This window comes from Desulfovibrio biadhensis (genome assembly GCF_055388615.1).
This window is the reverse complement of record NZ_AP042477.1, coordinates 3,954,806-3,978,851: the sequence shown is the minus strand read 5'-3', so window position 1 is coordinate 3,978,851 and position 24,046 is coordinate 3,954,806. Positions and strand designations below refer to the sequence as shown.

Annotated in this window: 23 protein-coding genes; 5 read left to right on the top strand and 18 right to left on the bottom strand. The window is 51.4% G+C overall.

What is annotated here, in order from left to right:
* Positions 1-121: 121 nt before the first annotated feature.
* The 6 genes from dsrP to ACZ5EH_RS17225 are packed head-to-tail and all read right to left on the bottom strand — an operon-like array spanning position 122 to position 5,698.
* Positions 122-1,282 (bottom strand): sulfate reduction electron transfer complex DsrMKJOP subunit DsrP, encoded by a 1,161-nt coding sequence (gene dsrP / locus ACZ5EH_RS17250; RefSeq protein ID WP_464275118.1) that lies wholly within the window; start codon positions 1,280-1,282, stop codon positions 122-124.
* 18 nt (positions 1,283-1,300) lie between these two features.
* A complete protein-coding gene (gene dsrO, locus ACZ5EH_RS17245) occupies positions 1,301-2,095 on the bottom strand; it encodes a sulfate reduction electron transfer complex DsrMKJOP subunit DsrO (protein ID WP_464275117.1) in 795 nt (264 codons plus the stop codon).
* Complete coding sequence (gene dsrJ / locus ACZ5EH_RS17240; RefSeq protein WP_464275116.1) at positions 2,095-2,478, bottom strand: sulfate reduction electron transfer complex DsrMKJOP subunit DsrJ; 384 nt, start codon at positions 2,476-2,478, stop codon at positions 2,095-2,097. The genes dsrO and dsrJ overlap by 1 nt, the downstream gene beginning before the upstream one ends.
* On the bottom strand, positions 2,478-4,088 hold the full coding sequence (dsrK, locus tag ACZ5EH_RS17235; RefSeq protein WP_464275115.1) for a sulfate reduction electron transfer complex DsrMKJOP subunit DsrK: 1,611 nt from the start codon (positions 4,086-4,088) through the stop codon (positions 2,478-2,480). Before dsrK ends, dsrJ begins: the two co-directional genes overlap by 1 nt.
* A gap of 9 nt (positions 4,089-4,097) precedes the next feature.
* Entirely contained in the window at positions 4,098-5,129 is a 1,032-nt protein-coding gene (gene dsrM, locus ACZ5EH_RS17230) for a sulfate reduction electron transfer complex DsrMKJOP subunit DsrM (RefSeq protein ID WP_464275114.1), read from the bottom strand.
* A 26-nt stretch (positions 5,130-5,155) separates the two neighbouring features.
* On the bottom strand, positions 5,156-5,698 hold the full coding sequence (locus tag ACZ5EH_RS17225) for an RsbRD N-terminal domain-containing protein (RefSeq protein ID WP_464275113.1): 543 nt from the start codon (positions 5,696-5,698) through the stop codon (positions 5,156-5,158).
* 346 nt (positions 5,699-6,044) lie between these two features.
* Between ACZ5EH_RS17225 and hypA the strand changes: the two genes are divergently transcribed.
* The 3 genes from hypA (at position 6,045) to ACZ5EH_RS17210 (ending at position 8,717) form a co-directional block, all read left to right on the top strand.
* Positions 6,045-6,398, top strand: a complete 354-nt coding sequence (gene hypA / locus ACZ5EH_RS17220; protein WP_464275112.1) for a hydrogenase maturation nickel metallochaperone HypA — start codon at positions 6,045-6,047, stop codon at positions 6,396-6,398.
* A gap of 68 nt (positions 6,399-6,466) precedes the next feature.
* Positions 6,467-7,132 carry a hydrogenase nickel incorporation protein HypB gene (hypB, locus tag ACZ5EH_RS17215; protein WP_464275111.1) on the top strand — a complete coding sequence of 222 codons (666 nt, stop codon included), beginning with the start codon at positions 6,467-6,469 and terminating at the stop codon, positions 7,130-7,132.
* Positions 7,133-7,259: 127 nt separating this feature from the next.
* Positions 7,260-8,717, top strand: coding sequence for an IS1182 family transposase (locus ACZ5EH_RS17210; protein WP_464275110.1), 1,458 nt, complete (start codon positions 7,260-7,262; stop codon positions 8,715-8,717).
* 119 nt (positions 8,718-8,836) lie between these two features.
* Here the strand turns inward: ACZ5EH_RS17210 and ACZ5EH_RS17205 are convergent, their stop codons facing one another.
* The 3 genes from ACZ5EH_RS17205 to ACZ5EH_RS17195 all read right to left on the bottom strand — a co-directional run bounded on the left by ACZ5EH_RS17205 (position 8,837) and on the right by ACZ5EH_RS17195 (position 11,114).
* Positions 8,837-9,685, bottom strand: coding sequence for a VPLPA-CTERM sorting domain-containing protein (locus ACZ5EH_RS17205; RefSeq protein ID WP_464275109.1), 849 nt, complete (start codon positions 9,683-9,685; stop codon positions 8,837-8,839).
* 247 nt (positions 9,686-9,932) lie between these two features.
* Positions 9,933-10,532 carry a hypothetical protein gene (locus ACZ5EH_RS17200; protein WP_464275108.1) on the bottom strand — a complete coding sequence of 200 codons (600 nt, stop codon included), beginning with the start codon at positions 10,530-10,532 and terminating at the stop codon, positions 9,933-9,935.
* Between the two features lie 249 nt (positions 10,533-10,781).
* Positions 10,782-11,114: a hypothetical protein gene (locus ACZ5EH_RS17195; protein ID WP_464275107.1), complete on the bottom strand. Its 333-nt coding sequence runs from the start codon at positions 11,112-11,114 to the stop codon at positions 10,782-10,784.
* Between the two features lie 859 nt (positions 11,115-11,973).
* Between ACZ5EH_RS17195 and ACZ5EH_RS17190 the strand changes: the two genes are divergently transcribed.
* Positions 11,974-13,713, top strand: a complete 1,740-nt coding sequence (locus tag ACZ5EH_RS17190; protein WP_464275106.1) for a dipeptidase — start codon at positions 11,974-11,976, stop codon at positions 13,711-13,713.
* A 44-nt stretch (positions 13,714-13,757) separates the two neighbouring features.
* Here ACZ5EH_RS17190 and ACZ5EH_RS17185 read toward each other — a convergent pair whose 3' ends face one another.
* Both ACZ5EH_RS17185 and ACZ5EH_RS17180 read right to left on the bottom strand, forming a co-directional pair.
* A complete protein-coding gene (locus ACZ5EH_RS17185; RefSeq protein WP_464275105.1) occupies positions 13,758-16,190 on the bottom strand; it encodes a cache domain-containing protein in 2,433 nt (810 codons plus the stop codon).
* Between the two features lie 86 nt (positions 16,191-16,276).
* Positions 16,277-17,371 (bottom strand): ABC transporter substrate-binding protein, encoded by a 1,095-nt coding sequence (locus ACZ5EH_RS17180; RefSeq protein WP_464275104.1) that lies wholly within the window; start codon positions 17,369-17,371, stop codon positions 16,277-16,279.
* Between the two features lie 594 nt (positions 17,372-17,965).
* On the opposite strand from ACZ5EH_RS17180, the gene ACZ5EH_RS17175 reads away from it, so the two are divergent.
* The gene (locus ACZ5EH_RS17175) at positions 17,966-18,622 is read left to right on the top strand and encodes an HAD-IA family hydrolase (protein WP_464275103.1); all 657 of its coding nucleotides are present in this window, start codon (positions 17,966-17,968) and stop codon (positions 18,620-18,622) included.
* Between the two features lie 268 nt (positions 18,623-18,890).
* Here the strand turns inward: ACZ5EH_RS17175 and ilvC are convergent, their stop codons facing one another.
* The 7 genes from ilvC to ACZ5EH_RS17140 all read right to left on the bottom strand — a co-directional run bounded on the left by ilvC (position 18,891) and on the right by ACZ5EH_RS17140 (position 24,018).
* A complete protein-coding gene (gene ilvC, locus ACZ5EH_RS17170) occupies positions 18,891-19,880 on the bottom strand; it encodes a ketol-acid reductoisomerase (RefSeq protein WP_464275102.1) in 990 nt (329 codons plus the stop codon).
* 102 nt (positions 19,881-19,982) lie between these two features.
* Positions 19,983-20,471 carry an acetolactate synthase small subunit gene (ilvN, locus tag ACZ5EH_RS17165; RefSeq protein WP_464275101.1) on the bottom strand — a complete coding sequence of 163 codons (489 nt, stop codon included), beginning with the start codon at positions 20,469-20,471 and terminating at the stop codon, positions 19,983-19,985.
* 9 nt (positions 20,472-20,480) lie between these two features.
* The gene (gene ilvB / locus ACZ5EH_RS17160; RefSeq protein ID WP_464275100.1) at positions 20,481-22,181 is read right to left on the bottom strand and encodes a biosynthetic-type acetolactate synthase large subunit; all 1,701 of its coding nucleotides are present in this window, start codon (positions 22,179-22,181) and stop codon (positions 20,481-20,483) included.
* 1 nt (position 22,182) lies between these two features.
* A complete protein-coding gene (locus ACZ5EH_RS17155; protein WP_464275099.1) occupies positions 22,183-22,413 on the bottom strand; it encodes a DUF465 domain-containing protein in 231 nt (76 codons plus the stop codon).
* Between the two features lie 25 nt (positions 22,414-22,438).
* Positions 22,439-22,750 carry a DUF167 domain-containing protein gene (locus tag ACZ5EH_RS17150; protein ID WP_464275098.1) on the bottom strand — a complete coding sequence of 104 codons (312 nt, stop codon included), beginning with the start codon at positions 22,748-22,750 and terminating at the stop codon, positions 22,439-22,441.
* Positions 22,751-22,821: 71 nt separating this feature from the next.
* Positions 22,822-23,133: a YggT family protein gene (locus ACZ5EH_RS17145; protein WP_464275097.1), complete on the bottom strand. Its 312-nt coding sequence runs from the start codon at positions 23,131-23,133 to the stop codon at positions 22,822-22,824.
* A 192-nt stretch (positions 23,134-23,325) separates the two neighbouring features.
* Positions 23,326-24,018 (bottom strand): HAD family hydrolase, encoded by a 693-nt coding sequence (locus ACZ5EH_RS17140; protein ID WP_464275096.1) that lies wholly within the window; start codon positions 24,016-24,018, stop codon positions 23,326-23,328.
* Positions 24,019-24,046: the final 28 nt, after the last annotated feature.

Below are 24,046 nucleotides of genomic sequence, written 5' to 3'. Positions count from 1 at the left end.
TGCGTGAATACCTGAAAAAAAAGCCCCCCGCCTTTTCACAAAAGACGGGGGGCTTACTTTTACGTGCACACCCAGAATCATGAGCGACAAGTAAAGCTTCGCTCAAATCCGGAATGTTTTATTATGCGTGGCCAACCTCGCGTTTGACATCAATGGCTATCTTCCACAGCACTGTCACGATGATGGCGCCAATGGCGTAGATGCCTAAGCCGATGGCAATCTCGGTAATAGACGGAACGTATTCGGTCACACCATCAAACATGTTGGGCGTGAAACCACCGACCAGGAGGCCGATGCCCTTGTCGATCCAGGTAGCCAGCACCAGGATAATAAGCGACCAGGGAAGCAGGTTGTGGTTGTCACGAAGTTTGGGGGGCAGCAGCAGCGCCAGCGAAAGAATGGCCAGCACAGCAGCGGTCCACATAAAAGGCACCCACTGCTCATGCCCGTGTATCCCGGAAAAGAGGTAGACGATCGAATGCATATGTCCGGGAATATTAGAGTAGAAAGCCGTGAACAATTCAAGAACAAAGAAGAATACGTTCAAGGCCATGGCGTAGGCAATGATCTTGGACAGCGACCTGATAGCTTCCTTGCCCGGATCGAAGTTTGCGATGCGCTTCAGCAGGAAGCCCAGCAGCAACAGGATGGCGGGACCGGAGCAGAAAGCCGAAGCCAGAAAGCGAGCGGCCATGATCGCAGTGAGCCAGTAGTGGCGGCCGGGAATACCAGCGTACAGAAAGGCCGTCACGGTGTGGATGCTGAATGCCCAGAAGATGGAAAGCACAACGAAGAACTTGACCCATTTGGGAGGGTCGACTTCAAAACGCTCGGAATGCAGCGTGGTCCACCCTACTATGAGGTTGATGAACAGGTATCCGTTAAGAACGATCATATCCCAGAAGAGGATAGACCCAGGCGTGGAGTGGAAAATCACGTTCATGGCGCGCTGCGGTTGACCAAGGTCAACAATGATGAACAGCAGACACATGGAGACGGCGCCAATGGCCATGAACTCGCCAAGGATGATCATCTTTTTGAACGGCTTGTAGTGGTGAAAGTAGTACGGCAGCACCAGCATAACGGCCGAGGCGGCGACACCGACCAGGTAGGTGAACTGGGCGATGTAAAATCCCCAGGACACATCCCTGCTCATACCTGTGAGCTTCAAGCCGAAGTACAGCTGGAAGCAGTATGCGATGACGCCGACAGAGGCAATGCCGCCGAGAAAGAGAAGCCAAATCCAGTAGCTCGGTGGTCCTTTGATAGCTTTTTCAAGCATGGCTTACCCTCGTAATCTTTAAATAATGTAGTACACACTGGGCTGCGTTCCCAGTGCGGGTTTTCTACGAATGGAGAAATTATCACGCAGCGCGGCACGTACTTCCGAACCGGGATCATCGAGATCGCCGAACAGAATCTTGCCTTCCGAGGCTTCGACACAGGCGGGCATTTGCCCTTTTGCAAGGCGTTCAGCGCAGAAGTTGCACTTTTCGACGACGCCCCGCATCCGTGTAGGATACTCGGGATTGACATGCTTGAGGTACGGCCTGGGGTCGCCAAAGTTGAAGCTACGCGAACCATAAGGACAAGCGGCCATACAGAAGCGGCATCCGATACAACGGTGCATGTCCATAATGACGATACCATCGGATTCACGCTTGAAGGTTGCCTTGGTGGGGCAAACCCGAACGCACGGAGGATTTTCGCAATGGTTGCAGAGCAACAGGAAGTCGTGATGCTCGACATCTTCCGGCAGGAATTCATTGGGGTGCTCAGGAAAGGTATGCTCGAAGCTGTCAGTCCAGAGCCACTTCACATCCTGATTAGTCGGGATGCTCGGTACGTTATGATAATCATGGCAAGCATCAATGCAGACCTGAAAATCTTCAGGACCTTCAAATTGCTTGGTGAAAATCACCATGCCCCAATGGGTGGCGTGGAGTCCGTTTTCAGTTTCCTGGTACTCAGGTTGCTGCTCTTCTGCGTGGGCCAGAGGCAGCCCCTTGCCAGCGATATCAAGCACTGGCCCGGCCCCGATCCCAAGGGCAGACAGACCGGCAAACCTAAGAAAGTCTCTTCTGCTCTTTTTCATTATTTTAACCCCTCCGGATCGAGATGGCAGGTCCAACAATAAGGCGAGACGCTGGTTGCGTCATGACATTTGTCACAAAACTCAGCCTTGTTGGTGTGGCACTTCATGCAGGTGTTCTGCAGGCTGATGTTCCACTCTTTGCCGTTGCTGGCTACGTACACTCGCTTTCCTTCGCGTACGACCATGTCACGCCAGTCGTTCAGGAGCTGCATATGCTCCTTGCGCATGAACTCCGTGGACTCGATGCACTCCTTCTGGTCCTTGGGGAGTTTCAATTCCGGCTCAGAGTAGCTGCTACCCGTGAGGACGTTGTACAGGAATGGGGCGAGCATCAGCACCGCAAAGATCACGATCCCCGTGATGACGTACTTGCTGTTATACATTATTCATCCTCCATTCCGGGCAGGTCCTCCTGCCTGAGGTCCATGGTGCGCTTCTTTTCGCCCTTCATAACCAGAGCGTTGCCCACGAGCTCATGCAGACCGGTGACGTTCACACCCGGCGCCCAGTAGTTGGCCAGCGGCGGCAGAGTGGCGCGGTCGATGGCGCAAATGCAGGTCATGGTGTTAACACCATGCTTGTCCTGGACATATTTCAGCGCATTACCGCGCGGCAATCCGCCGCGCATGCGAATTTCCATGATCTCGTCCGTGTTCAGTCCCGAACCGCCCGCGCAGCAGAAGGTCTGCTCGCGAATGGTGTTGATGGGCATCTCATGGAAGTTGTTGCACACGTTTTTAAGCACGTAGCGTGGCTCCTCAAGCAGCCCCATACCGCGAGCAGGGTTGCAGGAGTCATGGAAGGTCGTCACGAGATGATCGTTACGGCTGGGGTCAAGGCGCAGTTTGTTGTGCTTGATCAGGTCAGCCGTGAATTCGGCGATGTGCACCATCTTGGTGGCAGCCGCGTTCTCGAACTTCGTGCCGGTCAGCGGGTTGTACGGAGTCACCATGTTAGGAGGCGTAGGCCCGTTGTGGGTCTCCATGTACTGGTTGATGACGCGCCACATGTGTCCGCACTCACCACCCAGAATCCACTTGACGTCCAGGCGCTCTGCTTCGGCGTACATCTTGGCGTTGAGCTTCTTCATCATCTCGTGGGAGGTGAAGAGCCCGAAGTTGCCGCCTTCAGAAGCGTAGGTCGAAAGCGTATAGTCCAGCCCGATCTCATGGAAGAGCATCAGGTAGCCCATAAAGGTGTAGATTCCGGGGTCGGCGAAAACGTCACCCGAAGGCGTGATGAACAGAACTTCGTGCCCCTTCTCGTTGAAGGGAGGATTGATCTTGATACCGGTCACTTCTTCAATGTCATCGCACATGAATTCGACGATTTCCTTGAAGGCGTGGGGCTGAATGCCCAAGTGGTTACCGGTGCGGTTACAGTTCCTTACAGGCTCCATCATCCAGTTGATGTTGATGCCCAGAAGCTGCAGCAGCTCACGCGCGATCATCGTCACTTCGCAGGTGTCAATGCCGTAGGGGCAGAACAGCGAGCAGCGACGACATTCCGTGCACTGGTAGAAGTAGTAGAACCATTCTTTAATGACATCGATGGTCAGCTTGCGCGAACCATTCAGCTTGCCCCATATCTTGCCGAAGGTGGTGAAGTCGTTGCGGTAGACAGAGCGCAGAAGCTCAGCACGCAGCACCGGCATGTTTTTGGGGTCGCCGCCGCCAATGAAGAAGTGGCATTTGTCAGCGCAAGCACCGCAGCGCACGCAGACGTCCATAAAAATCTTCAGTGAGCGGTACTTGTCAAGACGTTCGCGAAACCCGTTGAAGACGATTTCCTTCCAGTTCTCAGGAAGCTTCCAATCTTCGTCCTTGGGGGACCATTCGCGGGGGTTCGGGAAACCAAGGTCCTTGAGCACATCCGGCTTGGCCGGATAGCAGAAGTTACCATCACGGAACTCTGGCTTGGAATCCATCCAGTGTCCCTGGGGCATCCCGTAGTTGAACTTAAGAAGTTCTTCTGGAGTAATTACTTTGGCCATGGTGACTCCTTATTCTTCCGCTGCGGGCTCTTCCTGCCCGGCAGTTTCGTCCGGCATTTTGTCAACCGGGAGTCCAGCCTCGACCATGAGCTCCCTGAAGTCGTCCTCGTACGCCGCATACGTGTGGTATTTCTTGGGCGGATTCCAGGGGTTCTCGTAGTGCCTGATGCGCGAGTCGTTAGGCAGGTTCCGGGTCGGGCTCATGAAAACACCACCCATGTGCATCAGTTTGCTGAACGGGAAATAGATCAGCAAAACGCTGACCAGGAACAAGTGCATGAAGAAGATGGGCGTGATCCCTTCTGGAATCGACGGAGACAAGGTGACCAACCCCATGGTCAGAACCTTCACCGAAGGGATGTCGGTTTTGCCGATGTAGCGCATCCAGATGCCCGTCATCGCGATGCCGATGATAAGAAGCAGCGGGAAGTAGTCGGACAAGAGCGAAATGTAGCGGACCTTGTCCAGAAAGATGCGGCGGCTCAGTAAAAGCGCAGCGCCCACAGCGAGGAGGACACCGGACATATACAACCGAGGCACACCAATCTGCATCATACCATCAAAGGCTTCAAGCACAGTCACGAAGAAGGGGGTGGGCTCAATGAAAAACCTGAAGTGGCGCACCACTACGATCAGAAAAGAGTAGTGGAAAATCAGTGCGAAAAGCCACAGCCAGATCGTCTGGGGATAAATCACCCGGGGACCAGGCTTGATCGAAGTTTTGGTGTTCCGGAACAAAGAGCGGAACAACAACACTTCGGTGAGCATACGCACAACGGTCCAGCCCTTATTCGTAGGGTTGTCGATTGGGTTCGACTTGATCCAGGAGAAGCTCTTCTGCTGTCCGCCCGTAGTCGGAATTGAGAAGGGCACCGGCGAACGAGCCCAATCAAGGATTCTGTATATGAATCCTACTACAAAAACGGCTACAGCCACGTAAGGAATAACTATTCCAAACAGTGACTGGTAGCCAAGCTGAGCACCGAGGTACCCTACGTACCCCAATGCGCAGACGACCAGTAAGGAAATGAAAAATGCCATGCCGATACCTCGCTTCCTCTAGGCTGTCATGGGTTAGTGGGGTCCGGTTCCTCTGCCGACGTATCGAGGACCAACCTAGCCCGCCGTAAAAGACTGGCCTGACTGTTCTTCACTTCGCGCACACGAAGCTCGAACAGCTCTTGTTTGCACTGGGAGTATATATCGAATGAAATCAGCGCCAAGCTATCGATTTTCGACTCGAATTGCAACAGTTCACGCAGCAAGGCGACATCGCCGAGCTGTTTTTCCAACTGTTTACGGACCAGACCTTTGATCAAAAACATAACGCCAACGCCGCGAGCAGGAGTGAAATCCTGCACCGCCCGTACCCTGACTATCTCTTCAACCCAAGGTTTCACAGCTACGGTATCGAGACCGTCGTCCTCCAGCAGCATATCCACCAAGGTGTTCACTGCCTCTTTGGAGCGATGATAAATCGGGTTTTCAAACTGGTCATGCTGACGGCGCATAAAGCCGACAGTATCCAGGGGGTACGTACGGAATATGGCCTGGAGCCACTGCTCTTTCAGCTCGTCGCGTTTTTCGCGCAAGATGCCTAACAAGCTCATTTTCTTGATTTTTCTCCCTCACGTCACAACCGTTGACGGCACCTCTGCCCTACCGAAACGGCACTTTGCTATACGTTTTTTTTTTGAGTTTGTCCAAAAAAAAACAAACACCTTCCCATCTGGCTAAGCCTGGCACCTTTTGCGGTAGCCCTGGCTTTTTGACAAATTAGGAAAGGCCACCTTGCCAAAACGCTGTTGCGCTCTTACACCAGCCACCCTTTGTGTGCAAGGGCTTCTCCCAACGGAACTTTCTGTACAGCAAACATCATATTGTTCGAACTTCATATGTCCTTTCCGTTCCAGTTTCCCTTTACGATGGCACGGGTTTCCTGCTATCAGCCTGCCCATGCATGAAATGTCAATCGCCACCAGCCTGCTGGACATCATCCGTCAGGAAATGGAGAAGCACCAGGCCACAAAGCTGGTGCTGGTCCGTGTCAAACACGGTGCGCTTTCCCAAATCGTTCCGGATTCACTCTACTTTGCCTGGGAAGTGCTGACCAAAGAAACCCCCCTTGAAGGCGCGAAGCTCGAATTGGAGGAAGTTCCCCTGCGGCTTGCGTGTAGCGAATGCGGGCACGAATTCGAGCCGGAGGAAATACAGCTCGTTATTCACCCTTGCCCCAAATGCGGTGAAGAATTCGGGCATAAAGTCTTGAGCGGCAAGGAACTCTACCTCGACCATCTCGAAGCGGAATAGCCAGGTATTCACACAAACCACCAAAAAGGGCGTTACACAAGCATTCGCCCCTAGAGGCAGGAGCAGCCATGGAAATCCCAGTCGTACGCGACATATTGGAAGCCAACGACCGTATCGCGAAACAGCTTGAAACTCTTTTCGCATCCCACGGCATCTTCGTGCCCAACCTCATCAGCTCGCCGGGCGCCGGCAAGACCAGCTTGCTCGAACGCACGCTCACAGACCTCAAAGACGAGTTCAAGATGGCGGTCATAGAGGGCGACCTCATGACCGACAACGACGCTCGCCGGGTTGCCGCAACCGGCGCCAAGGCAGTCCAGATCAACACCCAAGGCGGCTGCCACCTGGACAGCGGCATGGTGCTCGACGCCCTTTCCAGCCTGGACCTCGAGGGGCTGGACATTCTCTTCATCGAAAATGTCGGCAACCTTGTCTGCCCTGTGGAATTCGAAGTGGGGGAAGACTGCAAAGTTGCCCTGCTTTCTGTGACCGAGGGGGACGACAAGCCTGAAAAATATCCACTGCTCTTCGCCGAATCCAAGGTCATGGTCCTGAACAAGGTTGATCTCCTCCCCTACGTGGACTTTGATCTGGACACCGCGGAAAAATACGCCCGCGCCATGAACAAAGACCTGGACCTCATCCGCGTCTCTTGCCGCACGGGTGATGGCCTTGAAGACTGGTACGGCTGGCTGCGCAAACACGTCGCCGCCAAACGTGCACTGAAAAAATAGCTGAGAAGCCCCCCTTTGCCTGCACGTTCTGGGGCATTTGCTACCACATGAAAAGGGCGCCCTTTACGGCGCCCCAGAATGCTGACAAACCCTCGCCAATCGGCGAGGGTTTTCTTATACTATCTTCATGCTAAAGCCGCCCAAAAATCAGCAGGTGAAAATGGAGTTTGTTTCGATCAACGAACTTGTCCCCATGAATCATCTGCTTCGCAAAATTGCCAAGGTTATTGATTTCTCCTTTATTCATGAGCTCACCAAGGATTTGTATTGCGAGGGCAATGGCCGTCCGGCCATTGAACCGGTGGTGCTCTTCAAAATGCTATTCATCGGCTATCTGTTTGGCATCCGCAGCGAGCGTCAGCTTGTCAAGGAAATCCAGGTCAATGTTGCCTATCGCTGGTTCCTTGGCCTGGGATTGCAGGACAAAGTGCCCGACGCCAGCACCATCAGCCAAAACCGGCGGCGCAGATTTAACGACACCAGCGTTGCCCAGGACATTTTTGACGGTATAGTGTTCCAGGCCATGAAAAAGAGGCTTGTCGGCGGACACACGCTTTACACCGATTCCACCCACCTGAAAGCCAACGCCAACAAGCATAAATTTACGGAAAAGCTCGTTGCCCAAAGCACGAAGTCATACTTGGGCGAACTTGAAGACGCCGTGGAGGAAGACAGGCGCAGGCATGGAAAGAAACCGCTGAAGCAGGACAACCGCGAAGCGGGGTCCAAGCGGATCAAGCAGAGCACAACCGATCCGGACAGCGGGTACATGGTACGCGAGGGCAAGCCTAAGGGCTTCTTTTACTTGGATCATCGCACTGTGGACAGCCGACACAACATTATCACCGACAGTTACGTAACTCCGGCCTCGGTGCATGACAGCATGCCCTATCTCGATCGGCTGGACCGACAAATCAACCGCTTCGGCTTTGCTGTGAAGCACGTCGGCCTCGATGCAGGATATTTCACCTCACACATTTGCAAGACGCTGGAAGAAAAGCATATTTATGGTGTCATTGGCTATCGTCGTCCCACTCGTCGCAAAGGGATGCTCCCCAAACGCGCCTTTGAATACCTGCCGGACAAGGACTGCTATCTTTGCCCCGAAGGCCAGGAGCTTCACTACTCCACCACCAACCGCGAAGGATATCGTCTCTATGACTCGTTACCAAAGATTTGCCGCCGCTGTCCGTTACTGAAGGAGTGCACAACAAACCGGAATTGCAAGAAAACAGTGACACGCCATGTGTGGCGGAAATACGTGGATACGGTGGATGCGCACCGGCTCACGGAATTCGGAAAAAGAATCTATGCTCGCCGGAAAGAGACCGTAGAGCGCAGCTTTGCCGACGCCAAACAACTGCACGGGCATCGCTATGCTCGGTTCTGCGGCCTGGCTAAGGTCCAGGTTCAAAGCCTGCTTTCCGCCACATGTCAAAACATGAAGAAAATGGCCTTGCTGCTGGCCCCTTTGGGGCTGTCATACAAATATTTGCAGCCCAAATGCCTGTACTTTCTTCCTCAGTCTCTCTGTCTCGTTCGATTGGGGCCGATCGAGCCAACATCCCAGCTGGCAGCGGCCTGAAAAGAAATCGGTTCATAAAAACAAACCCCACTTTGCAAAAAGCGGGGTTTGTCAATGAGCTGGGGCGCCCTTTACGGCGCCCTTTATACGTTTGTATGCAGTATTATGTTACGACGCCACTACTTGCGCCGTCTGCGTATACCGATGATACCGAGCAGGCCGGACCCAAGCAACCAAACAGCGCCAGGAATCGGCGTGACTGCAGCATAGCTCGGAGAAAATGCGTCGGGATTGAGATCTTCCCTGTTATCCCAGGCCCAGTTGGTCATGTTCAGAGCAAGCTCAAAGGTGTAGAAACCATTATTCTCAGGATACGTGGTGCTTACGTTTTCAAAAAGTCCTGTAAAACTTCCCGTTACGCTGGTGGGGTGCACAAAGGATTCAATAACGCCCTGTGATGTTTCCACCCCCTGGAGGCCGCCAGCCGTAAGGCTGAGATGGTAGTTGTAATAACTGACCTTATCTGCCCCACCCCCCTGATAGTCGATCCAGAAGCGTGCGTAGGAATTGTCGTACGTAGCGTTTTCGCCTGTAATATCCAGGTTGAAATCAGTCCAATACGTTCCATCGAAATTTGAAAAGGACATGGCCGTCGAGGTATCAGTTATGGAGTTGCTATCATAGAGCTGCAAGAAACCTCTTCCGGAATTCCCGGTTGTGTTGCCATATCCCTGTGAGCCTTCAGTGGAGTACCACCACGAGCCCATGATAACGTTGTAGTTACCTGTGGAAATATCGATAGCCAAGTCACGATTACCAATGGCGATGTCAGTTCCCACTTGGTTTGTTCCGTTTTGCGCGTCTGACAAGCTGCCATAGCGTTTGACAACACCTGTGTATCCAAAACGGTCAGTGGAGAAAAAACTGTCTGCTGCAGCGTTTGCCTGCTCTACTCCGAGTGAGGCAACCAAAAGAAAAAGAGCCAGAAGAAAAACTGTTTTGGCCTGCAACTGCTTGTACATCAACATAAAGACCCCCCGAACAGATTGAAAGTTGCTTTGCAAAAAAACAATTGAACGGCTTATGTTGTGGCTTTCCCCTGAAACCAATAGCTAGGATATTACAAACTAGGACTGGCTTCAGGTGCTGTTGCCCCCAAAAAAGCTGGCTCCAGCACTATTCACAACAAAGCACCTCACCTCCCCCAAAAAAAAAGCGGCGAACCAAAGGTTTACCGCTCATTTTTTCATAAAGTATCAGCTCCGGTTCGCCTTCTTATTTACGAAAAACCTTCCGCGTACCGACCAGGCCCAACAGTCCTGACCCCAAGAGCCAGAGGGCGCCAGGTATTGGAGTGACGGAAACAGCCTTGAAGTAGCTGTTGCTGACACCATCACCACCGGCGTTTCCATCGTCATCATTGAGAAGAACCAGATAATTGAAAGTGCTGCCGGCGCCTAAAGCAGCAGTAAGGTCAATACTATACGTGGTATAGTTGCCTGTGTCCGTGTAGTTCAACTGGTTGGTGCCCCAGGCCTGAGTACCCCAGGTAATGAAAAAGTTATTCGAAGTATTTGAGAAGGAATTGTCGTAATCAAAACCTATGCCTGCGATTTCAGGAATCTCAGAGCTTTTGTACGAAAAAGTCAGAATGGTTTCTTCACCGACAGTCAGCGGCAGGTAGTAGGAAGTCCAAATGTTGTTGATCAGCTCGACTTCGGTACCACCCCCCAAGACATTGTAGGAACCGGAGGAAGGTTGTCCTGAATAAATGGACAAATTGCCGGTAAAATCGAGATACGTCGTTGCATTGACGGTTGATGTTGTCAGCAAAAAGGCGACAACCGCAATGGTCGCCAGTACTCGTTTAGTCATCACTGCCCCCGATTTGTGGTATAAAGGTTGAACAAACGCAACTTTTATAGCAAAAAAAATGCCACCTCTCCATTTCCAAAGGTTAGCCTATTTTTTTTAAAAAAAGCTGCGCATCTGCCAGGAGAAAACGTCAAAGTCCATTTTTTCCGGAATTGTAAAAAGGGAAATTAAAGCGTTGTAACGATAGAAAATGAAAAAAACAGCTCAACAGCGGGTTTTTCTGTAGTTCTGAAAAACCTGGAACAAGAATCAGTTTTTCTTCACCCTGAAACGCCACACACCGAGCAATCCGAAAATGCCGGCCCTCAGGAGCCACAAGGCGCCAGGAATGGGTGTAACAGAAACAGCCTTGAAGTAACTATTGCTGCCATCACAAGGGTCTTGATTTGGTTCGGCACCGTCATCATTAACAAAAACAAAATAGTTGAACGATGTTCCCTGAGCAAAATATGCCCCTAGATCTATGGTGTAGGTAACGTAATTGCCCGTATCGGAATAATTTAGAGCATGAGTTTTCAGTCTTGGGTGCCCAGGTAATGAAAAATTTTTCTTCATTGTTGTCGAATGCAGCGTCAGTATCAAAGCCAATTTCCGATATTTCTGGAGTACTCGAGCTCATGTAGGAAAACTGCAGGATGGTATTAGCCCCAACTGTGGTAAGCAATGGATTGGCTTTCCAAACGTTGTTCATAAACTGAACTTCACTCCAACCGCCAAGCACTACGACCGAGCCGGTGGAATGTTGCTAAGAATACGTCACCAAGTTGTTGAAATCCAGAGTGGTAGCATTGGCAACCGCCACAAAGGTAAGGGCTATCACAACACCATGAACAAACGTTTGATCATCGCACGCACCTCCAGGCACTTGATAAATGGCTCGCCTCAGCACGAGATTGGCAATGACAATAGCAATTCATTAGAAACAAGCGTTAAAACAAAACATACCCAAAGGAATCAGCGCTCAGACTTATTTGCAAGGCGCTGTTTCTGTATTTTTTGCGTTCAGATTTCACTATTTTCCATTTTTTGCCGAAAATCCTTGTTGCATCTAAAAAACAGTCGCATCTGATAGTCTTCTATCCATTTTCCAACTATGCGCATTTCGACTCAGGACATGGATAATGGTTTGTATTATTAATCCAGAATTCACTTGCTTCCTTTTATTTCCTGACCTCATTTTATACGTCATTATTTTCCAGCTCCACGCTCCTGCCCACGCTTATGGCCACTGCCCTTACAAGGAAGGTTTTTATATTTTACCCACACAAACAACTAAAGCGAACACAAAACAAGTTGATATCCACACTTGCCAAACAAACCCAAAAAGGACTAAAATTATTGATGAAAAAGATGCTTATCTCCATTATTTTTGTGGAGAGATTCCTCTTCAATGCCTCTGGCAAAGGGTCTGCAACTCCAATTTGATGCGAAGGAGAAAAGGATGCGACACGCCGTACCACTACTCACTGTGATTGTTTTCGCCGCACTTTGCACCACTGCCCTCACATGCACCACAACGTTAGTGGGTAAAGACGCTTCAATTGACGGCTCCGTTATGGCCAGCCACTCTGAGGATGGCCTGCACGACCCCCGACTTGTCTATGTCCCTGCCAAGGATCATGCGCCTGGCGAAAAGCGTGCTGTCTATTTTTCCGAATGCGCGCTGGGGTACGAAGCACGCTTCGGCGCTGAAACCGGTACACGTCTGAACATCAAGGAGCGCAGCCCGTATTATGATGCCGGCGACAAGATGCCTGCCAGCATCCCATTGGGATATATACCTCAGGTAGCCCATACGTATGCTTATTTTGACGGAAACTATGGCGTGATGAATGAGCATCAGTTGATCCTGGGCGAATGTACCGACAAAGCCAAGGTCCATCCTGAACCAGAGCAGGGCAAACGCATCTTTTATTCAGACGAACTTTCTCGTGTCGCCCTGGAGCGCTGCAAAACAGCACGTGAGGCAATAGCCCTCATGGGCGATCTGATTATGAAGTATGGCTATTACGGCACCGGTGAGACGCTGCTGGTCGCTGATCCCAAAGAAGCCTGGGTGATGGAAATGTGCGGCTATGACATGAACGGCACAGATGGCGTTTGGGTGGCGCAGCGCGTGCCAGACGACCACATTTTTGTTGCGGCTAATCAGTTTCGTATCCGCGATGTGCGCAAGGGCGCTGACGACATGCTGTATTCGCCGAACATTTTCGATGTTGCCCATAAAAAGGGGTGGTGGAAACCTGAAGATGGCCCTCTCGATTGGGCAGAAGTGTATGGTGATGGGGAATTCCACCACCCGTATTATTCTTTGCGCAGAGTTTGGCGCGCTTTTTCCCTTGCCGCCCCTTCCCGCAACTTTTCGGCCTGGGTAGAGGGCGCTTTCACAAAGGCCTACCCTTTTTCCATAAAGCCCGACAATAAGATGGGTGTGGAAGACGTAATGCGCATCCACCGCGATAATTACGAAGGCACGGAATTCGACCTGACCAAGGGTATGGCCGCCGGACCTTTCCATGACCCCAACCGCTTTGAAGGCGGTGCGGAAGCCACCATGGCCCAGGAAAAAGGCCCCGGTGTCAAAGGCGCATTCGAGCGCCCTCTTAATATTTACAGATGTATTTACGCTTACGTCTGCCAGGCGCGTGCTTCCTTGCCCGATGCAATTGGCGGCGTAGTCTGGTTTGGAGCGGACCGCCCCGCTACAAGTGTCCTGATGCCGTTTTATGCTGGCGCGGGAGAACTCCCCACCAGTTTGCAGAAAGGAAATCCCTTTGTGTTCGACAAGGGCAGCATGTGGACAGCTTTCAACTATGTGGCCAACTATGCCATGCTGAAATATAGCTATATGATCAAGGATATAAAGGAAAAGCAGCAACAGTTCGAAACCCGTTTCTTTGCGGAGCAGCCGCAGCTGGAAGCCAGCGCATTGGAGTTATGGAACAATGGCGACCAGAAAGGTGCACGAACAATGCTTCTGGACCAAGAGAAGAAGCTCGCAGACCAGGTGCTGCAAGGGTGGTGGAAACTATCAGAAGACCTTTATATTACCTATAACGATGGGTATTACAACGAACCGGGCAACCTGGCGCAACCACTGTTTTACCCTGACTGGTGGCTAAAAGCTGTGGGCTATGAAAACGGCCCTACAAGCTATGCAAAGCCCGAACAAACACAGTAACCCCATAAAACAGGGGCGCGGCTTCCATGGCTTCGCCCCTGTTTCTATTGTTTATCCTTTTTTCCCCCCTGCCATAGCGGCAGCAAAACATCAACACGCGTGTATTTCCCATATTCGCTGGAAATTGAAATCTCGCCCTCGTGCTGTTTCACTATCCTGTTGCTGATATAAAGCCCCAGACCCGTGCCCTTTGATTCACCTTTAGTGGTAAAAAAGGAGTCACACACCTTTGTCAGGTCCTGCTCCTGAATGCCAGGGCCCTGATCAATGACGGAAATACGCGCCCTATCCCCTTCCGCCTGTTCCACCACAATCTGCAAAATCTTGTCCTCATGGGCGCCAGGATACTTCTCTTCGAGGGCGTCACGAGCATTACCTATTATATTCAAAAAGACCTGCTTCAACTCTTGAGGACGTCCTTTTATGGTAAGGGGCGCTGCAGGTGGCGTCATTTCCAGGCGAACATTCTGCTTCATGAATTGCAAATTGTTGAGCAATAAAACTTCTTCAAGCAGGACCATGGCATCCACAGGCCCAAATTCCACCTTTTTATCGCGAACATAGGAAAGCAGACTGTTAACTATGTGGGATATGCGCTCCCCTTCCTGTACAATCAGACGAGAAAATTTTGTCGTATTTTCAGTCTCTTCAGGAGCATCAATCATAATATCTGCCAGATTGATGATTCCGTTCACGGGGTTGTTGATTTCGTGGGCCACGATGGCCGCGAGCTCGCCCAAAGAGGCAAGGTGGGCAGCCCGCATGGCTTCAGCCTCAAGCAACCTTGTTTCGGTAACGTCTAATGCCACGCCACACGTTGCGAATACGCTGCCTGAATCACTTACCAACGGGAATCTGGTGGAAATCAACACCACCCCGCCTTTTTCAAGCTGCAGGCGTTCTTCTATTGTCCTGGGAATCCTGCTCTTCAGGACGTCCTCATCTCTGGCGGCAAAAGTGGCCAATTCGCCGTCCAGAACAGCTTCAAGGGTAGATCCTTTCAATTGCTCTCCATCAACCTGAAAAAACTCCTTGAACCTGTTGTTTACCAGAATCATCCGCCCTGCCGCATCCTTGAGCCAAATCAACAGCGGAGCATTATCAAACAGCCCTTGCAACAGAACATTGCGCTCACCAAGTGTCTTGGATACCGCCCTGCGCTCCTCTATTTCTCCAAGAAGCTCGAGATTTGCATGATGCAGCGCCCGGGTACGTTCGTTGACGCGCCGTTCCAGTGTCTCATTGGCATCCTTCAACTGTTTGGCATAGGCCTCCTTCTCAGCAGAAATACGCGTCAAATCGGCCAAATGCCCATCAAGTCTGCTTTGCATGGCGGCGAAGGCTTCAGCCAATTGCCCTGTTTCGTCTTTTTTCGAATCGGCTATGTACTGCACATTCTCCATGGTGCTGGCGTCTGCCCTAAAATCATGTTCGGGCAACTCTCTGGCGTACTCTGCCAGTACAGTGAGAGGAATTGTCGAACGACGTACAAGAAAATACAGAAGAACCATGGCTGCAAAGAAGATCACCGCCAAAAGTTTCAGCTGCCCAAGCATGAGCTTACGGGCAGGTTGCAACAAGGTATCCTTGGAAACAACATAATAGACAGTCCAATCCAGGGCCTTGAACTCGTCTGAAAAAACCGCAAATTCCTCCTCACCACCACTGGTGGAGAGTTGCAACAATGAACGGGAATCTGAAGGAGCCGTCTTCTTACTATTTCTGAGTTGCCGCACCCAAGATGTGTCTTCTGCGTCGCCCTCTACTTGTTTTCCATTGAATGAAGAGGCGGCGATGATTTCCCCATCTCCCCCCAGAATTGCGAGACTACCATCCAACTCGTGCGCAGCCGTGGTGATGAACTCCTGCAAATGCTCAACAAAACCAGCCTCCATGTTCTGAACATCTTTTTCGATGCTATCTAGACACATGGTGGTACCAACAACCCAGTCCCAAGGTTGAAAATACGCGAAATAAGCTAGATTTTTTGCATCCTTACTATCACACGGGGCAGTCCAGTGCATGACCGTGAATTCTTCACCTTTTTCCTGCACCACCTGAACGGCCTCTTCCAGTGCGTCGCGACCTTTCAGGTTCATGAATCCGCTCCAGGTTCGTCCTTCCCATTTTCTTTCGGGATGTACAAAGCCCATCAGGTTGGTGTTGAAAACAAAAAAACGCCCATTCTCGCCATAACTCTCATAGCGTAATGATTTTTTCGCAGCAGCCATGGCTTCAACTTCAGTAAGGGAACCTTGCCGACTCAAACTATACAGGGTGGCAAGTTCAGAGCTGGCAAGCCTTACCGCTTCCCGCATCAGTTCGCGTTTTCTGACCAGCGTTTCAATCTTATAGGAAACTTTGTTGCGATAATAATGGCTGATGTCTCCCATAACCAGCCGCAGGACATTTGATGCAGCGGTGCTCTCCCTGTCATAAAAAGCGGAATCTGCATTTTTCTCAAAAAAGAAATACATGCTGCCAGCCATTATGAACAAGAGGCCAAGCATAAATACGAACAATCTGAATCTTATGGGCAACATTATTAACTACCGGGATACAACTATTTTGCAGGTGCAGGTTCAATGGTTTCGTAGATGGTTTCAGCAGCGCCAAGCACCTCCAGAGGGAAATCGAACCCTATCATTCTGGCGGCTTGCAAATTGATGGCAATTTTCTGCGGATCTTCTTTGATCTGTGTGAGCTTTCTTGGAGTCGCCCCATTGAGCACTTTTGCTATGGTCTGCGCCCAGAACACATTCAAATGGTCAAAATTGGGCTGTGCCATACTCATGAGGGCCCCTTGCTTGACCTCGTACAGCGTACCCATGGCAAAATTCGGAATATTGTGCTCAAAAAGCGGCTCCAACAACCGGGGCAGGTTATGGGGGTTAACCCCCCTATGTATTGTTATGTAAACGGCGTCCACCTTTTGGGCCAATGTTTCATGGCATGCAGCCACAGCTGCCTCAGCCTGCTCGAGACCGAGTCCGGAAAAAGGCACCTCGCAGGTTTCCAGCTGGAAGCCAAATTCTTTGGCCGCCCGTTCCACCATATCCATCCCGGCGTAACTCCTGCCTTCTTCCGTATGCTCATAAACAACGCCAAGGGTTTCAAACCTTACGATCTCGTGGAAAAGACGCACCTGCCTGTAATAGCGCAAAGGATCTACACGGGCGTGCACATTATCCTTTCCCGAGTCTTCCGCACTTTCGATAATGCCGGACTGGATGGCATTGCTTGTGGACATCACGATGACGGGCACGGAGGCAACGTCCTTGGAAAGATCCTGGCCTGCCCAGGTCCCCATGGCGATAACCAGGTCAATATCCTCCTTTGCCCTGATTCGCTGCAAAAACTCGCTTTTGTTGGATTCTCTCGTTTCCTGATCCCAGGCAGCCGTCCAATAGGCATCTTCCACAAAAGAAATGTAGGGGCTCTCCTGCTTGGCGATACAGGCCCACCCTTCCAGAGTATTCCGCGTAACATCCAGACAGCCTGGCTCCTCAAGCCACCCCCACTGGGCCAGATAGTGGACTACCCCTTTAAGGACAGGTAAATAATCATTATATTCACCCCCTTGAACATAGGCGATACGCCAGGGGGCGCCATCTGGTCTGGTAGTTGGCTTCGTAGGGTAATCGTCATCCTGGGACATGGCGTTTCCAAATCCACAAGACAATGTGAGAATCAAAACCGCGACAAAACAGACGGAAAGCCACTTCATACATTTTCCCATAAAACAGTGCCCCCACTGCTTGGTGGCCTTCTTCAGACCAGTGCAAGAACTCGCTGCCCTTTTTATCCTTATAAGGCCAGTGAATGAAGAGTTATAATACAAACTATAATTCAACAAAAGCAAAACCAAAAAATGTGTAACCAATTGATCTAAATTAAACTATCATAATGTCACGCCTGACGGACACAATCAGCAAAACAGACTAAGAAGGTATGGATTAATCCAGATGTTGTACGAAAACAAGGAAAATTCTGAAGCCGAAAATATACAATAATACTGCATTATATTGTGCTGCCAAAACATCCAGCACTGCTGGCGCACCTTTTACTCAAAGATAAAATCACACTATCACCCTGAGATACAGCAGTTGACTGCGGTTTTCTCGCAGGATCAACAGGCGACACACAATTATACCTTTACAGTATAATTTCCTTATCATTAGACATCATATCATGTTCGGACTAGGGATAAAACATCATATGCAACATAGTAATCAAAAACAAAGGGCATCAAATGACAATGCATGCACGTAACATTCTGTTTGATTTGGATGGAACCATTAGTGATCCAAAGGAAGGTATAACCAAAAGCATTGCCTACGCGCTCGAACAAATGGACAAAAAAGCGCCTCCCCTTGAAGAGCTGGCGGAGTATATTGGTCCTCCCTTGCGTCAGACGTTTGAGATACTTTTAGAGACCACGGATCGTGAGCAGACAGAGCGAGGAATCACCCTGTACCGGCAACGTTACAACACAGCCGGCAAAGGAATGACTGAGAACTATTTGTACCAGAATATTCCGGAAATACTTTCCGCGTTGCAAGGCAAGGGAAAGCGTCTTTATATTGCAACTTCAAAGGCGCAAAGCATAGCCGCAAAAATAATCGACCACTTTGCATTGGGGAACATTTTTCACGCTGTGTATGGTGCTTCGCTGGACGGTACCCGTAGTGATAAAGGCGAATTGCTTGAATACATACTATTGCAGGAAGGCATCACCCCAGATGATGCAGTGATGGTGGGCGACCGGAAGCATGACATCATCGGCGCCACAAAAAACAACCTGAAAAGTATCGGTGTTCTGTGGGGATATGGCTCGCAGGAAGAATTACGTACGGCAAATGCCACTGTACTGTGCAACACGCCTAAAGATATGTTGGATATGTTTTGAGAGTATAGGGAGATAAAAACAAGAGACGTTACTCCCCATTAGTGCCGTACAATATAAAAACCAGGTCCTGCTCCTACACCGCAATAATCTGACAGGGCATAAACATTCGAAGAAACAACCGCTTATTGCCCCTCAGTCTTAAAAAAAGCCCCCCGTGGCCTTTGGGCAACGGGGGGCTTTACTACAAAAATTTTAGGGAGGGGGCGCGGGGGAACCTTTTATGCATAAAAGGCTCCCCCGCAATCTCCAAAAACTATTGCAACTAGAGCTATTTCTTGAGCCAGGGCATCATGTCGCGCAGCTTGGCGCCGACCTGCTCCACCTGGTGCTCGGCCTGCAACCGGCGGGTAGCCAGGAAGTGAGCATTGCCGGACTGGTTCTCCAGAATGAATTCCTTGGCAAAAGAACCGTTCTGGATCTCACCCAGGATTTTCTTCATCTCGGCCTTGGTCTCGTCAGTCACAACACGAGGACCACGGGAGTAGTCGCCATACTCGGCAGTGTCAGAGATGGAGTAGCGCATGTTGGCCATGCCGCCCTCATAAATCAGGTCCACAATGAGTTTCACCTCGTGCAGGCACTCAAAGTAGGCGATCTCAGGCTGATAGCCGGCTTCCACCAGGGTCTCGAAACCCTTCTGGATCAGCGAGCACAGACCGCCGCAGAGCACAACCTGCTCACCGAAAAGATCGGTCTCGGTCTCTTCGCGGAAAGTGGTCTCGATAACGCCGGAGCGGGCGCCGCCAATACCTTTGGCATACGCCAGGGCAGTATCCATGGCCTTGCCGGAAGCGTCCTGATAGACGGCGGCCAGGCAGGGAACACCACCGCCCTCTGTGTACACGCGGCGCACCAGGTGACCAGGCCCCTTAGGAGCGACCATGCACACGTCAACATCTTTGGGCGGGACAATCTGGCTGAAGTGGATGTTGAATCCATGGGCAAAGAAAAGAGTATCGCCAGCTTTCAGATTGGGTGCAACGGACTCACGGTACACGGTAGCAGCATGCTGATCCGGCACAAGAATCATGATGCAGTCGGCCTTTGCGGCGGCGTCGGCTGCGCTCAGGGGCTCAAAACCATGCTCTTTGGCCAGTTCGTAGTTGCGACCGCCCGGACGCTGCCCAATAATCACGTTGCAGCCTGAATCACGCAGGTTCTGGGCATGGGCATGCCCCTGGCTGCCGTAGCCTATGATGGCTATGGTTTTCCCTTCAAGGTTTTTCAGATCAGCATCCTGTTCGTAATAGACTTTCATTCCAACTCCAAAAGACGGTTTAGACCTCGTCAGAGGCAAAGGTGAATAGAGATGTATACAAGGGGGCGCGCCCCCTTCTTGTTTCTGCCAAAGAACCGGGACCTACCCTTCCATCTGCATACTGCGCTTCATGGCAACTGTGCCGGTACGCGCAATCTCCTTGATGCCAAAACGTTGCAGCAGATTGATAAGGGCCGTCACCTTGCCGTGGTCGCCGGTCACTTCGATGGTCAACTCATTGATGCTCACGTCAACCACCTTGCAGCGAAAGATATCAACTATGCGTAAAATTTCCGCGCGCTTGGAATCTTCGGCATTGACCTTGACCAGGATCATTTCACGCTGCACCGCCTGGATTTCCGTCAGGTCAACAACCTTAATGACGGTAACGAGCTTGCGCAGCTGTTTTACGATCTGTTCGATGATCAATTCATCACCACTGGTGGTAATGGTCATGAGCGAGACATTATCTTCGAGGGTGGGCCCCACGTTGAGAGTCTCGATATTGAAACCGCGGCCGGAAAAAAGCCCGGAAATGCGCGAGAGCACACCAGGCTCGTTTTCAACGAGAACGGAAAGTACGTGTCGCATGATGGCCTCCTAGACAAGCAGCATTTCAGTGAGTGAAGCGCCGGCAGGCACCATGGGATACACGTTCTCTTCCTGCGTCACGTGCACGTCAACCACCACCGTTTTTGGCAGGGCGATCGCTTCCTTGAGCACAGATTCGACCTCTTCCGTCTTCGTAATCCGGTATCCCACTGCGCCATAGGCTTCCGCCAGCTTCACGAAGTCAGGCTGCGCGTCCATGCAGGTGGAGCAGTAATTCCGCTGGTAGAAAAGCTCCTGCCACTGCCGCACCATGCCCAAAAAACCATTGTTCAGGATTATGATCTTCACGGGCAGGTCATTGCAAACCGCCGTGATCATTTCCTGAATATTCATCTGGATGGAACCATCTCCCGCAATATCGATGACCAGTTTGTCCGGGAAGGCCATCTGTGCGCCAATGGCGGCGGGAAAACCATACCCCATGGTCCCCAAACCGCCTGACGTCAGCAGCGTGCGCGGGGTATGAAAATTGTAGAATTGCGCCGTCCACATCTGGTTCTGTCCCACTTCCGTGGCAATGATCGCCTCGCCCTTTGTCAGCTCGTAGATCTTTTCCACCACATATTGGGGCTTTACGCGCTCATCATTCAGCTTGTGGTAGGTCAGCGGCTTGCTGTCCATCCACTGCCGGACCTGATCCAGCCACGGCTTGTGCTTGTCTTGCCAGTCCATGTCCTTGTACTTGGCGGCAACAACCTGGCGCAGCCCCTTCAGGGCCTCGCGGCAATCACCCACCAGGGGGACGTCCACACGCACGTTTTTACGAATGGAGGTAGGGTCTACATCCATGTGAATAATTTTGGCGTGGGGGGCAAACGTGGACAGTTTACCTGTAACACGGTCATCAAAACGCGCCCCTGCAGCAATGATCAGATCACTGTTGTTGATAGCCATGTTCGCGGCATAGGTGCCGTGCATACCCAGCATACCAAGCCAATAGGGCTCGCACCCGGGGTAAGCGCCCAACCCCATGAGTGTGGCTGTCACCGGGATGGCCAATTCATTGGCCAGATGCCTGAGCTCATCATGCCCGTTTGAGCTTATGACGCCGCCGCCGACGTACAGAATCGGGCGTTCAGAAGCCTCCAGCAATTCTGAAGCGCGGCGTAATTGCTGCTGGTGCGGCACAATGGTGGGGTTGTAGCTGCGCATGGAAACCTTGTCGTCATCAGGATAATCGAATTCGATAACGGACTGCAAAACATCCTTGGGCAAGTCTACAACAACGGGGCCCGGTCTGCCGGAGCGCGCCAGGTAAAAAGCGCGGCGAACAGTCAGCGCCAGGTCATTGACGTCCTTCACCAGATAGTTGTGCTTGGTGCACGGGCGGGTAATGCCTACGATGTCCACCTCCTGAAAGGCATCGTTGCCGATCAGTGGAGTGGGCACCTGTCCGGTGAAAACGACAATGGGGATGGAGTCGCAGTAGGCATTGGCAATGCCGGTTACAGTGTTGGTGGCGCCGGGACCGGAAGTCACCAGGGCCACGCCCACCTTTCCAGATGCGCGGGCAAAGCCATCCGCCATATGCACTGCGCCCTGCTCGTGACGTACGAGGATGTGCTTCAGTTCGTATTCCGGCAACACGTCATAAATATCAATGACCGCGCCCCCCGGGTAACCGAAGACCACATCCACGCCTTCACGAAGCAGGCACTCCAACAGAATCCGAGCCCCGTTCAACTGCATGTTAATTCTCCTCTTGCGAATAACGGTCCAAGATGGAGAGCATCTTGGTCTTGCCGCTCAGTTTCTTCTTCTTAATCTCCTTGACCACTTTCAAGTCATTCGGAGAAAGAATGGGCTTGTTTTCCAGCTTTTCGAGTTGTTGCTCGTACAACTGGTGTTCCTCCCATAGGGTACTCAGCTCGGCGTCCTGCTGGACATACTTCTCCAGCAAAGCGAGTTCGTGCGCTTCCATGGAAGTGTCTCCTTTGTTAGAGGTTCTATTCGTGGCCCGACGTCATCTTGCGCCAGGCCGGTTCTTCGTCATTTTCAATAAGCAACGTCTTGCTGCGGCTGGCCTGCCCGTTTTCAAGCTGCACGCGCGATGCACGCAGCCCGAGCGAGTCGGCCACGAACTTTTCCACTGCCTTGTTGGCTTTGTTGTCCACTGGAGGGGCCTGGATCTTGAGTTTCAGACGGCCCTGATAGATGCCCGAAATTTCGCAACGCTTGGCGCCGGGCTGGACCCAGACGGCCAGCCGCCAGCGCCCTGCGCCAGCTGGGGTGACGAACTCGGGATAAGACTCGGGCATGCTCTTCAACCCTCGTATTCCAACTCCGGCGGGTTGAGCGCCCCCGCCGGGCCACGGCCATGTTTATACAGCTACATCGTCCGGCTCATGGACATGGCCATCTGCATGAGCGACTGGACTACAAAGATCTTCACGAACTGAATAGCCAGCAAGACCACTATGGGTGATAGGTCTATGCCGCCAATAACAGTAAAGGGTAGCCAGCGCCGCACACGATAAAACACCGGTTCGGTCAAATTGCGAAGAATGCGTACGATCGGGTTGTATGGATCGGGATTCACCCAGGATAACAAGGCCGAGATGATCACAATCCACAAATACAATGTAAGTACAACATCAAGAACAGAAGCGATTGCTTGCAACAGATTGGAAAAAACGAACATCAACCCTCCCGCTATGCCTGAGGCCCCTGCCCAGGGCCAAGGCTTGAAAGAAATATGTGCAGCGCATCTGGCGCTTTTACGTCAAACAAAAACCGGACTATGGTGTCCAAGCCGCAGTTTGGTGCTATTCTTCATTCCTTTGTGCAAAGAATCAAGCAAAAAAACACCTGGAAGGCGTATTACGCCCTTGTTTTATGACCGACAAGACCTTCTGCCATTGGTAAAAGACGCACCAAGTCGCAAACCCTGGGCCATACTCCAAAAATCATTGATATGCAGATCCGCCTGCAGGCTTGGATTTTTATACGCCCAAAAATGCACCCCTGCAGCGCGAGCACTGCCCTGATCCAAATCAGAATCCCCCACGAACGCTATGCGTTCGGGCGATACACGCCACATTTGCATTATTTTGTTCATGCCCTCAGGGTGTGGTTTAGCCTGTACAATGCCGGCATGAATGACGGGTTTGAAGTATTTTTTCAGGCCGAAACGTTCCACAACCCAGCTCATGGTGTTGCTCCGGTTGGTGCTAATGCCCAACAGGTAACCATTGTCCCGCAACCGCTGCAGCAAATCGTACAGCCCCGGTTCAGGGCGCAGATGGGGCAGAATCTCTTCCACATAGTCCACTTCGCGGCGCACTCTGTCTATCTCGCCCCACATTTTCTGAGGCACGATGAAGAACAGCGACTCGCGCACGGTATGCGAATGAACGTAGGCTTCTTCTTCGGCATTCATGGGGCTCAGCCCCAATCGCGCGCGAATGGCATTGTAGTAAGTTCTGTTGGAATCCATGGAGTCGAACAACACTCCGTCGCAATCAAAAACAATACCCTTGATATCTGGAATGTTCTCAAGTGATGTCATGGCGTTCAAATAAGTCATCAGCACTCTCTATCAAAAAATAAATTGT

Excerpts from the sequence above, each read along its gene's own strand:
- ACZ5EH_RS17185 (WP_464275105.1), bottom strand. The coding sequence starts at position 16,190 with ATGTATTTCTTTTTTGAGAAAAATGCAGATTCCGCTTTTTATGACAGG.
- ACZ5EH_RS17175 (WP_464275103.1), top strand. The coding sequence starts at position 17,966 with ATGACAATGCATGCACGTAACATTCTGTTTGATTTGGATGGAACCATT.
- ACZ5EH_RS17140 (WP_464275096.1), bottom strand. The coding sequence starts at position 24,018 with ATGACTTATTTGAACGCCATGACATCACTTGAGAACATTCCAGATATC.
- dsrJ (WP_464275116.1), bottom strand. The coding sequence starts at position 2,478 with ATGTATAACAGCAAGTACGTCATCACGGGGATCGTGATCTTTGCGGTG.
- ilvC (WP_464275102.1), bottom strand. The coding sequence starts at position 19,880 with ATGAAAGTCTATTACGAACAGGATGCTGATCTGAAAAACCTTGAAGGG.
- ACZ5EH_RS17180 (WP_464275104.1), bottom strand. The coding sequence starts at position 17,371 with ATGTCCCAGGATGACGATTACCCTACGAAGCCAACTACCAGACCAGAT.
- ACZ5EH_RS17150 (WP_464275098.1), bottom strand. The coding sequence starts at position 22,750 with ATGCCCGAGTCTTATCCCGAGTTCGTCACCCCAGCTGGCGCAGGGCGC.
- ACZ5EH_RS17210 (WP_464275110.1), top strand. The coding sequence starts at position 7,260 with ATGCTAAAGCCGCCCAAAAATCAGCAGGTGAAAATGGAGTTTGTTTCG.
- dsrP (WP_464275118.1), bottom strand. The coding sequence starts at position 1,282 with ATGCTTGAAAAAGCTATCAAAGGACCACCGAGCTACTGGATTTGGCTT.
- dsrM (WP_464275114.1), bottom strand. The coding sequence starts at position 5,129 with ATGGCATTTTTCATTTCCTTACTGGTCGTCTGCGCATTGGGGTACGTA.
- hypA (WP_464275112.1), top strand. The coding sequence starts at position 6,045 with ATGCATGAAATGTCAATCGCCACCAGCCTGCTGGACATCATCCGTCAG.
- ilvN (WP_464275101.1), bottom strand. The coding sequence starts at position 20,471 with ATGCGACACGTACTTTCCGTTCTCGTTGAAAACGAGCCTGGTGTGCTC.
- ACZ5EH_RS17155 (WP_464275099.1), bottom strand. The coding sequence starts at position 22,413 with ATGGAAGCGCACGAACTCGCTTTGCTGGAGAAGTATGTCCAGCAGGAC.
- ACZ5EH_RS17190 (WP_464275106.1), top strand. The coding sequence starts at position 11,974 with ATGCGACACGCCGTACCACTACTCACTGTGATTGTTTTCGCCGCACTT.
- hypB (WP_464275111.1), top strand. The coding sequence starts at position 6,467 with ATGGAAATCCCAGTCGTACGCGACATATTGGAAGCCAACGACCGTATC.
- ilvB (WP_464275100.1), bottom strand. The coding sequence starts at position 22,181 with ATGCAGTTGAACGGGGCTCGGATTCTGTTGGAGTGCCTGCTTCGTGAA.
- dsrK (WP_464275115.1), bottom strand. The coding sequence starts at position 4,088 with ATGGCCAAAGTAATTACTCCAGAAGAACTTCTTAAGTTCAACTACGGG.
- ACZ5EH_RS17225 (WP_464275113.1), bottom strand. The coding sequence starts at position 5,698 with ATGAGCTTGTTAGGCATCTTGCGCGAAAAACGCGACGAGCTGAAAGAG.
- ACZ5EH_RS17200 (WP_464275108.1), bottom strand. The coding sequence starts at position 10,532 with ATGACTAAACGAGTACTGGCGACCATTGCGGTTGTCGCCTTTTTGCTG.
- ACZ5EH_RS17205 (WP_464275109.1), bottom strand. The coding sequence starts at position 9,685 with ATGTTGATGTACAAGCAGTTGCAGGCCAAAACAGTTTTTCTTCTGGCT.
- ACZ5EH_RS17145 (WP_464275097.1), bottom strand. The coding sequence starts at position 23,133 with ATGTTCGTTTTTTCCAATCTGTTGCAAGCAATCGCTTCTGTTCTTGAT.
- dsrO (WP_464275117.1), bottom strand. The coding sequence starts at position 2,095 with ATGAAAAAGAGCAGAAGAGACTTTCTTAGGTTTGCCGGTCTGTCTGCC.